The following is an 11,027-nucleotide window of genomic DNA, read 5'->3' as shown; positions in this document are numbered from 1 at the left end:
AGCGATGAGGAGAAGCTCCTCGGCTACCTGAGGAAGGTCACAGCCGATCTCCACCAGACGCGGCAACGGCTGAGCGAGGCCGAGGCCCGCAACCGGGAACCCGTCGCGATCGTCGCCATGGGCTGCCGGTTCCCCGGCGGCGTGAGCGACCCCGAGGCGCTGTGGCGGCTGCTGGACTCCGGCGACGACGCCATGACCGAATGGCCCGTCGACCGCGGCTGGGACACCGATTCGCTGTACGACCCCGAGCCCGGCACCCCCGGCCGCAGCTACACCCGGACCGGCGGATTCATCGACCGCGTCGCGGACTTCGACGCCGGCTTCTTCGGCGTCTCGCCCCGCGAGGCCGTCGGCACCGACCCGCAGCAGCGCCTTCTGCTGGAGATCTGCTGGGAGGCGCTGGAACGCGCGGGCATCGACCCGGCCGCCCTGCGCGGCAGCCGCACCGGCGTCTTCGCGGGCACCAACCTGCAGGACTACACCACCCTGCTCAGCCTCTCCGACAACGCGGGCGACGACGGCGTCGGCAACTCCGCGAGCGTCCTGTCCGGCCGCGTCTCCTACACCCTCGGCCTGGAGGGCCCCGCGGTGTCCCTCGACACCGCCTGCTCGTCCTCCCTGGTCACCCTGCACCTGGCCGTACAGGCGCTGCGCAGCGGCGAGTGCGACCTCGCGCTCGCCGGCGGCGTCACCGTCATGTCGACGCCCACCGTCTTCCTGGAGTTCAGCCGGCAGCGCGGCCTCGCCGCCGACGGCCGCTGCAAGGCCTTCGCGGACGCCGCCGACGGCACCGCCTGGGGCGAGGGCGCCGGCGTCCTCGTCGTCGAGCGGCTGTCCGACGCCCGCCGCAACAACCACCCCGTCCTCGCCGTCGTCCGCGGCTCCGCCGTCAACCAGGACGGCGCCTCCAACGGACTGACCGCCCCCAACGGCCCCTCCCAGGAACGCGTCATCTGGCAGGCGCTCACCTCCGCGGGCCTCGCCCCGGCCGACGTCGACGCCGTCGAGGCCCACGGCACCGGCACCCGCCTCGGCGACCCGATCGAGGCGCAGGCCCTGCTGGCCACCTACGGCCAGGACCGGCCCGCCGACCGGCCGCTGCTGCTCGGCTCGGTCAAGTCCCACATCGGCCACACCCAGGCCGCCGCCGGTGTCGCCGGTGTCATCAAGATGGTCCTCGCCCTGCGCGAGCGGCAGCTGCCCGCCACCCTCCACGTCGACCAGCCCTCCACCCACGTCGACTGGACCGCCGGACACGTCGAACTGCTCACCGAGGCCCGGCCCTGGCCCGCCGCCGACCGGCCGCTGCGCTGCGGCGTCTCCTCGTTCGGCGTCAGCGGCACCAACGCCCACGTCATCCTCGAACAGCCCCCGGCCGAACCGGAGACCGCACCGCCCGCCGCCGGCACCGACGCACCGCCGGCCGCCGCGCCCGCCGGCCCCTTCGCCTTCCCGGTGTCCGCCCGCACCAGCACCGCGCTGCGCGCCCAGGCCCGGCGCCTGCACGACCACCTGACCGCGGGCAAGGGCCCCGCCCCGCACCCCGCCGACCTCGCCCGGGCCCTGACCCGCACCCGCTCCGCTCTGGAACACCGCGCCGTCGTCGTCGCCCGCGACACCGGCGAACTCCTTACCGGCCTCGCCGCCGTCGCCGCGGACACCCCCGCGCCCTGCGTGGTCAGGGGCGTCGCCGACACCGAGGGCGGACCCGTCTTCGTCTTCCCCGGACACGGCCCGCAGTGGCCCGGCATGGCCACCGAACTCCTCGACACCGACGAGCTGTTCCGCACCCACTTCACCGAAGTCGCCACCGCTGTCGAGGAGTACACCGACTGGAAGGTGCTGGACGTGCTGCGCGAGGCCGACGGCGCCCCGCCGCTGGACCGCCTCGACATCGTCCAGCCCGTCCTGTTCGTGGTCTGCGTCGCGCTCGCCCGGCTGTGGCGGTCCCACGGCGTGCGGCCCGTCGCCGTCGTCGGCCAGAGCCAGGGCGAGATCGCCGCCGCGCACGTCGCCGGCGCCCTCACCCTCGCCGACGCCGCCCGGATCGTCGTCACCCGGGGCCGCGCGCTCGCCCCGCTCGCCGGCCGCGGCGGCATGCTCTCCGTACCGCTGCCGCTCGCCGAGGTCGAACACCGCCTGGCCCGCTGGGAGGGACGGATCGCCGTGGGCTCGCTCAGCGGCCCCCGCGCGGTCGTCGTCTCCGGCGACACACAGGCGCTCGACGCCCTGCAGACCGAACTCGCCGACGAGGGCGTACGGTCCCGCCGCGTCGCCATCGGCTACGCCTCGCACTCCGCGCAGATCGAGGAGGTGCGCGACGACCTGCTCGCCGCGTTCGCACCGGTCGCCGCCCGCCCGGCCGACGTGCCCTTCCACTCCACGGTCACCGGCGGCCGGATCGAGGACACCACCACGCTCGACGCGGACTACTGGTACCGCAACGTCCGCCGGACCGTCCGCCTCGGGGACGCCGTCGAGTCCCTCGCCGCCGCGGGCCACCGCGTCTTCGTCGAGGTCGGCCCCCACCCCGTGGTGACCACCGTCCTCGGCGACGTCCTGGACGAGGCCGGCGCCGCCGACAGCGTGGTCGTCGCCACTCTGCGCCGCGGCGACGGCGGCCCCGTCCGCTTCCTGCTCTCGCTCGCCGAACTCCACGTACAGGGCTGCGCCGGGCTCCCCACCGCCGACGACACCCCGGCCCACCGCGTCGAGCTGCCCACCTACGCCTTCCAACGACGCCGCTACTGGCCCGAGTTCACCCGGGCCGCGGCCGCCGGCACCGCACCGGGCACCACCGACGCACCGTTCTGGGAAGCCGTCGAGCAGGGCGACGTCACCACCCTCACCGCCGCCCTCGACCTCGACGAGACCGCCGTCTCCCGGCTCGTCCCGGCGCTCGCGCACTACCGCCGGCACAGCACCGAGACCGCCGTCGCCGACTCCTGGCGCTACCGCATCGCCTGGCAGCCCGTCGAGGACGGACCCGCCGCCGCCCTCACCGGCCCCTGGGCCCTCGTCGTCCCCCTGGGCCGCGAGGACGGCCCCGAGGCCACCGCCCTGACCGCCGCCCTGCGGCGCGCGGGCGCCACCCCGGTGACCGTCCCCGTCGACTGCGCCGCCGGCCGGACCGCCGTCGCCGCCGCCCTGTCGGCCGCCCTCACCGGGAGCACCGGCCCCACCGCGGCGAACGGTGCCGCGCAGGTTGCCGGAGTCGTCTCGCTGCTCGCCCTCGACGAGGACCCGCTGCCCGCGCTGCCCGCCCTGCCGAGCGGATTCGCCGCGACCGTCACCCTCGTCCAGGCACTGCAGGACCTCGGCACCGACGCCCCCGTGTGGTTCACCACGCGCGGCGCCGTCGCGACCGGCGCCCACAGCGCCCCGCAGGCGCCCGCCCAGTCGACGGTCTGGGGCTTCGGACGGGTCGTCGCCCTCGAACAGGCCGACCTGTGGGGCGGTCTCGTCGACCTGCCCGCCACCCTCGACGAGCGGGCCGCCGACCGGTTCACCGCCGTACTGGCCGGCCGCGACCACGAGGACCAGGTCGCGATCCGCGCCACCGGCGTCCTCGGCCGCCGTCTGCTGCGCGCGGCCACCGGCGCCCTGCCGACCGGCCGCCGCTGGCAGCCCGACGGCACGATCCTGGTCACCGGCGGCACCGGCGCCCTCGGCCGGCACGTCGCCCGCTGGCTCGCCCGCTCCGGCGCCCGCGACCTGCTGCTGGTCAGCCGCTCCGGCCCGGACGCGCCCGGCGCCGCCGAGTTCGCCGCCGAACTCGCCGCCCTCGGCGCCCGCGCCGACCTCGCCCGCTGCGACCTCGCCGACCCCGACGACGTCGCCCGGCTGCTCGCCGCGATACCCGACGAGCGGCCCCTGACCGCCGTGTTCCACACGGCCGCCGTCCTCGACGACGGCGTCATCGGCTCCCTCACCCCCGAACGCCTCGCCGACGTGCTGCGCGTGAAGGTGGGCGGCGCCCTCAACCTCGACGCCGCCACCGCCGGCCTCGACCTGTCGGCCTTCGTCCTGTTCTCCTCGTCCTCCGGCGTCTTCGGCAGCCCCGGACACGGCAACTACGCCCCCGGCAACGCCCACCTCGACGCCCTCGCCGAGGACCGCCGCGCCCGCGGACTGCCCGCGACCGCCGTCGCCTGGAGCGGCTGGGCCGACGGCGGCATGGCCTCCGGCACCGTCGGTGAACGCCTGGAACGCCACGGCGTGCGCCTCATGGACCCCGAGACGGCCGTCACCGCGCTGCAGCACGCCCTCGACCACGACGACACCACCCTCGTCGTCACCGACATCGACTGGGAGGTGTTCGGCGCCGAACTCGCCAAGGGCCGCCCGCGCCGCCTCTACGCCGCCCTGCCCGAAGCCCGGCAGGCCCTGGCCGGCGCCCGCGGCACCGCGGCGGAACCCGCGCCGGGGGAGGGGACCGGCCTCGCCGGACAGCTCGCCCGGCTCGGCGACACCGACCGCCGCGCCGCGCTGCTCGACCTCGTCCGCGCCCACATCGCCTACGTGCTCAACCACCCGAGCCCCGACGAGGTCGAACCCACCCGGGCCTTCCGGGAACTCGGCTTCGACTCCCTGACCGCCGTCGAACTGCGCAACGCCCTCAACACGGCCACCGGCCTGCGGCTGCCGACCAGCCTCGTCTACGACTACCCGACGCCCGCCGCGCTCGCCGACCACCTCGGCGCCGAGCTGGCCCCCGCGCACTCCCCGGCCCCCGTCGCGGACACGGCGCCCGGCGCCCGGCGCGCGGACACCGACGACGACCCGATCGCCATCATCGGCATGGCCTGCCGGTTCCCCGGCGACGTCGGCACACCCGAGGAGTTCTGGCGGCTGCTGGCCGCCGGCACCGACGCGATCACCCCCTTCCCCGACGACCGCGACTGGGACCTCGACGCACTCCACGACCCCGAGGCGGGACACCACGGCGTCTCCACCCGGGCGGGCGGCTTCCTCACCGGGTTCGCCGACTTCGACCCGGCGTTCTTCACCATCTCCCCGCGCGAAGCCGCCGCGATGGACCCGCAGCAGCGGCACCTGCTGGAGATGTCCTGGGAGGCGTTCGAGCGGGCCGGCATCGAACCGAGGACCCTGCGCGGCAGCCGTACCGGTGTCTTCGCCGGCACCAACTACCAGGACTACTCCTCCCGGCCGCTCGCCCTCGACGAGGACGCCGGCGCCCACCTCGGCACCGGCAACTCGGCGAGCGTCCTGTCCGGCCGCATCTCCTACACCTTCGGCCTGGAAGGGCCCGCGGTCACCGTCGACACCGCCTGCTCCTCCTCCCTGGTCGCCCTGCACCTGGCCGTGCGCTCCCTGCGCTCCGGCGAGAGCGACCTCGCGCTCGCCGGAGGCGTCACCGTGATGTCCACCCCCGGACTGTTCCTCGACTTCAGCCGGCAGCGGGGCCTCGCGGCGGACGGCCGCTGCAAGTCCTTCGCGGACGCCGCCGACGGCACCGGCTTCTCCGAGGGCGGCGGCATGCTCCTGGTCGAGCGCCTGTCCGACGCCCGCCGCAACAACCACCCCGTCCTCGCCGTCGTCCGCGGCTCCGCCGTCAACCAGGACGGCGCCTCCAACGGGCTCACCGCCCCCAACGGCCCCTCCCAGCAACGGGTCATCCGCGCCGCGCTCGCCGACGCGGGCCTCGGCACCGCGGACGTCGACGTCCTGGAGGCGCACGGCACGGGAACCATGCTCGGCGACCCGATCGAGGCGCAGGCCGTCCTCGCCACCTACGGACAGGACCGGCCCGCCGACCGCCCGCTGTGGCTCGGCTCGGTCAAGTCCAACATCGGCCACACCCAGGCCGGCGCCGGCGTCGCCGGGATCATCAAGATGGTCCTGGCCATGGACAACGGCGTCCTGCCCGCCACCCTCCACGTCGACCGGCCATCCACGCACGTCGACTGGGAGACGGGTGACGTCCGGCTGCTGACCGAGCCCGTCACCTGGCCCGAGAACGGCCGCCCGGGCCGCGCGGGCGTCTCCTCCTTCGGCATCAGCGGCACCAACGCCCACGTCATCCTCGAAGCCGCCACCGGCGAGGAACCCGACGGACCCGACGCGACCCCGTCCGCCGTACCCGCCGCACCCGCGGCCTCCGTCACCGGGGCCCCCGTCGTCCCCTGGGCGCTCAGCGCCCGCAGCGCCGCCGCCCTGCGGGACCAGGCGGCCCGCCTGCTCGCCCACCTCGCCGACCGGCCGGAGGCCGACCCCCGCGACGTGGGACTGTCCCTCGCCACCACCCGCACCTCCTTCGAACACCGGGCCGTGGTGGTCGGCGCCGACCGGGCGGAACTCACCGACGCCCTCACCGCGCTCGCCGAGGGACGGTCCGAGCCCCGGACCCCGGCCGGCACGGCGCGCGGCACCGGCCGCACCGCGTTCCTGTTCACCGGCCAGGGCGCCCAGCGTCCGGGCATGGGCCGCGAACTCCACCGCAGTCACCCCGTGTTCGCCGAGGCCTTCGACGCGGTCTGCGCCCACCTGCCTGGACTGCGCGAGATCGTCCTCGGCGACGGCGACGGCGACGGCGACGGCGACGGCGACGGCGGTTCCGAGACCGCCGCCGAGGTCCTGAACCGCACCGAACACGCCCAGCCCGCCCTGTTCGCCTTCGAGGTCGCCCTCTACCGCCTGCTGGAATCCTGGGGCGTCGTGCCCGACCAGGTCACCGGCCACTCCGTCGGCGAACTCGCCGCGGCCCACGTCGCCGGCGTCCTCTCCCTCCAGGACGCCTGCACCCTGGTCGCCGCCCGCGGCCGCCTCATGCAGCAGCTGCCCGCGGGCGGCGCGATGGCCTCCCTGCAGGCCTCCGAGACGGAGGTGCTGCCCCTGCTCGCCGGGCGGGAGGACACCCTCGGCATCGCCGCCCTCAACGGCCCCGCCGCCACCGTCGTCTCCGGCACCGAGGACGCCGTCACCGCCGTCGTCGACCAGCTCGCGGCACAGGGCCGCAAGACCTCCCGGCTGCGCGTCAGCCACGCCTTCCACTCGCCGCTGATGGACCCCGTCCTCGACGCCTTCCGGTCCGTCGCCGCGGGCCTCACCTACTCCGCGCCGACGCTGGCCTTCGTCTCCGGCACCACCGGAGAACCGGTCGGCGCACGGCAGCTGACCGACCCCGAGTACTGGGTACGCCACGTCCGCGAGCCGGTCCGCTTCCAGGACGCCGTCCGTCACCTCCGCGACGGCCTCGGCGTCACCCGCTTCCTGGAGATCGGCCCGGACGCCACCCTGACCGCCCTGGCCACGGCCGCCCTGGACGACCCCGACCGCCCCGAGGCCCAACTCGTCCCGGCCGTCCGCAAGGACGTCCCCGAGACCCGCGGCCTCCTCACCGCCCTCGGCCGGCTGTTCACCACCGGCACCGGACCCGACTGGGCCGCCCTGTTCCCCGGCGCCCGGCCGGTACCGCTGCCCACCTACGCCTTCCAGCACGAGCGCTACTGGCTGCCCAGCGCCCCCTGGACCGGCGACCTGGCGGGCGCCGGCCTGGAACCGGCGACCCACCCCCTGCTGGGCGCCGCCGTCAGCCCCGCCGGCTCCGGCACCCTCCTGCTCACCGGACGCCTGTCCCTGCGCACCCACCCCTGGCTCGCCGACCACACCGTGCTCGGCCAGGTCATCCTGCCCGCGACCGGCTACCTCGACCTCGCCGTCCACGCCGGCGACCGCACCGGCTGCGCCCACCTCGCCGAACTCACCCTGCACAGCCCGCTGGTGATCCCCCGCGAGAGCGCCGTCCAGCTCCAGGTCACCGTCGAGGCACCCGACGAGCGGGGCCGGCGCGCCTTCGGCGTGCACGCCCGCCCCGCCGACACCGACACCCCGTGGGAACAGCACGCCCGCGGAACCCTCGCCCCCGAGGCCCCGGCCCCCGCCGCGCCCTTCGCCGACCTGAGCGTCTGGCCCCCGCAGGGCGCCGAGAGCGTCGCCGACGGCGGCCACTACGAAGGCTTCGCCGGGGCCGGGTTCGACTACGGGCCCAGCTTCCAGGGCCTGGGCCGGGTCTGGCGGCGCGGCGACGAGGTGTTCGCCGAGGTCGCGCTCCCCGAGGAGTACCGCGCCGACGCCACCCGCTTCGGCCTGCACCCCGCCCTGCTGGACGCGGCGACCCAGGCGCTCCTCGTCGAACTCCCGGGCGGCGCCGGGACATCGGCGGAACCGATGCTGCCCTTCGCGTGGAGCGGCCTGACCCTGCACGCGGAGGGCGCCACCGCCCTGCGGGTGCGGCTGGCGCCGGCCGGACACACCCACGGGTTCTCCGTGCTCGCCTGCGACACCGACGGCCGCCCCGTCGCCACCGCCGAGTCCCTCACCCTGCGCGCCGTGGCCGCCGCCCCGCCGCGGGAGACCGACGGCCGTGCCCCCGGTCTGCTGCGCGTCGCCTGGAGCCCCGCCCCGGCCGCCCCGGCACCTCGCCCGGAGACGCTCCGCTGGATCATCCTCGGCGAGGGCGACGACCGGGTCGCCAAGGCCCTCGACGCCACGGGCGTCCACCTGGAGACGTACGCCGATCTCGACGCGCTCGGCAAGGCGGTGGACACCGGCATGACCATGCCGGACGTCGTCCTCGTCACCCCGGACGGCTCCCGGGCCGGGCGCGGCGACGTTACCGGCGCCCTCCGCTCGGTGCTCACCCCGGCCCACGAGCAGATCCGCGGCTGGCTCGGCGACGACCGCTTCGCCGCCGCCCGGCTGGTGTTCGTCACCCGCTCCTGCGTGGCCACGGACACCGACACCGTCCAGGACATGGCGGGCGCCGCCCTGTGGGGCATGGTCCGCTCCGCGCGGGCCGAACACCCCGGCCGCTTCCAGCTCGTGGACCTGCCCGCCACCGACGGCACACCCGACGGCACACCCGACGGCGCATCCGGTGAGGCCGACGACCGCGCCCTGCTCGCCGCCGTCGTCGCCGCCGCGCCGCAGAGCGCGGTCCGGGCCGGCCAGGTCCTGCTGCCCGGGCTCGCCCCGGCCGGCCCCGGCACCGCCGCCCCCGCCCTGGCGTCCGGCACCGTCCTGGTCACCGGCGCCACCGGCACCCTCGGCGGCATCCTCGCCCGGCACCTCGTCACCGCCCACGGGGTACGCAGCCTGCTGCTCACCGGCCGCCGCGGCGCCGGCGCCCCCGGCGCGGCCGCACTGCGCGACGAGCTCACCGCGCTGGGCGCGGACGTCACCCTCGTCGCCTGCGACACCGCAGACCGCGCCGACGTCACCCGCCTCCTCGCCGCCGTCCCCGCAGACCGGCCCCTGACCGGCATCGTGCACGCCGCCGGCGTCGTCGACGACAAACCGGTCACCGCCCTGGACCCCGAGCGCTTCGAACGGGTCCTGCGCCCCAAGGCCGACGGCGGCTGGCTGCTGCACGAACTCACCGCCGGCCAGGACCTGGCCGCGTTCGTCCTGTTCTCCTCCGCCGCGGGCACCTTCGGCTCCCCGGGCCAGGCCAACTACGCCGCCGCCAACGCCTTCCTCGACGCCCTCGCCTCCCACCGGCGCTCGCTCGGCCTGCCCGCCTCCTCCCTCGCCTGGGGACTGTGGGAGAGCGACAGCGCCCTGACCTCCGGCCTCTCCGAGACCGACCGCCGGCGCATGGCCCGCGGCGGCATGCGGCCACTGCCCGCCGAGGACGCGCTCCTGCTGTTCGACACCGCCCTGTCCACGGACCACCCGGCCCTGGTCGCCATGGGCACCACCGGCGGACCCGAGGCCCTGCAGAGCCTGCTGCGGCCCGCCGCCCGCCCCGCCGCCCGCCGCACCGCCGCGGGCGCCCCGGCCGGCCCCGGCACGTCCGTACGACTGGCGGGGCTCGCCCCCGAGGAGCGCCGCACCGCACTGGTCGGCCTGGTCCGCGACCTGGCCGCGGCGGTCCTGGGACACGCGTCCGGCGACGCGGTGGAGGCCGACCAGCTCTTCACCGAACAGGGCTTCGACTCCCTGACCGCCGTCGAACTGCGCAACCACCTCGCCACCGCGACCGCCCTGACCCTGCCGCCGACCCTCCTGTTCGACCACGCCACCCCGGAACTGCTCGCCGCCCACCTCGACCGGCGGCTGCTGGACGCGCCCGCCGGCGGCGCCCCGGCGGCCCCGGCCGACCGGCCCGCCGCGCCCCCCGGGGACACCCTCAGCGGCCTGTTCAAGCAGGCCTGCGAGAGCGGCCGCGTCGACGAGGGTTTCGCCCTGCTCCAGGCCGCCGCCGGACTGCGGCCGACCTTCGCCTCCCCGCGGGAACTGCCCGCGGCCACCGAGCCGATCAGGCTCTCCAAGGGCGAGCGGGCCACACCGTTCGTCTGCTTCAGCTCCTACGTGGCGCTGGCCGGCGTGCACCAGTACGCGCGGTTCGCCTCGGCCTTCCGCGGCGAACGCGACGTATGGGCCCTGCCCACCCAGGGGTTCGGCACCGGCGAGGCGCTGCCCGCCTCCTTCGACGCCGTCGCCGCGCTCCAGGCCGAGGCGGTCACCCGGACCGTCGGCGAGGGACCCGTCGTCCTCGTCGGCTCCTCGTCGGGCGGCATCCTCGCCCTGGCCGCCGCCCGGCACCTCCAGGAGCAGGGCCGGCCCCCGGCCGCCGTGGTCCTGCTCGACACCTACATGCCGCGCGCCGACTCGCCGTTCCTGAAGTTCTCCCAGCAGATGCTGGGCGGCATGTTCGACCGCGAGTCGATGTTCGCCCACATGGACACCGACCGGCTGACCGCCATGAGCTGGTACATCAGCCTCATCGGCGAATGGGAGCCGGGGCCGCTGGACAGCCCCGTCGTCCTGGTGCGCTCCAGCGAACCCCCGGTGCCCGCCGACCCGGACGGCCCCCTGCGGCGGGAGGAGTGGCAGGCGTCGTGGGAGCGGGCGCACACCACGATCGACGTCCCCGGCAACCACTTCACGATGATGGAGACCCACGCGCGCAGCACCGCCGACGCCACCGGCGCGTGGCTGGGCGGCCTGGGCCAGGGCGGCTGACCCACCGCGTGCCCACGCACGATGCCCCCCGGGTCGGG

At 76.4% G+C, this 11,027-nt stretch carries 1 pseudogene; it reads left to right on the top strand.

Features of this window, described 5'->3' with window-relative positions:
* Nucleotides 1-24: 24 nt before the first annotated feature.
* Nucleotides 25-10,989 (top strand): annotated as a pseudogene (locus tag OG776_RS00385) (type I polyketide synthase); the annotation flags it as partial.
* Nucleotides 10,990-11,027 lie beyond the last annotated feature (38 nt).

The sequence above is a fragment of the Streptomyces sp. NBC_01689 genome (assembly GCF_036250675.1).
GTDB lineage: Bacteria > Actinomycetota > Actinomycetes > Streptomycetales > Streptomycetaceae > Streptomyces.
Note: the sequence above shows the minus strand (reverse complement) of the source record. Positions and strands in the feature narration are given on the sequence as shown.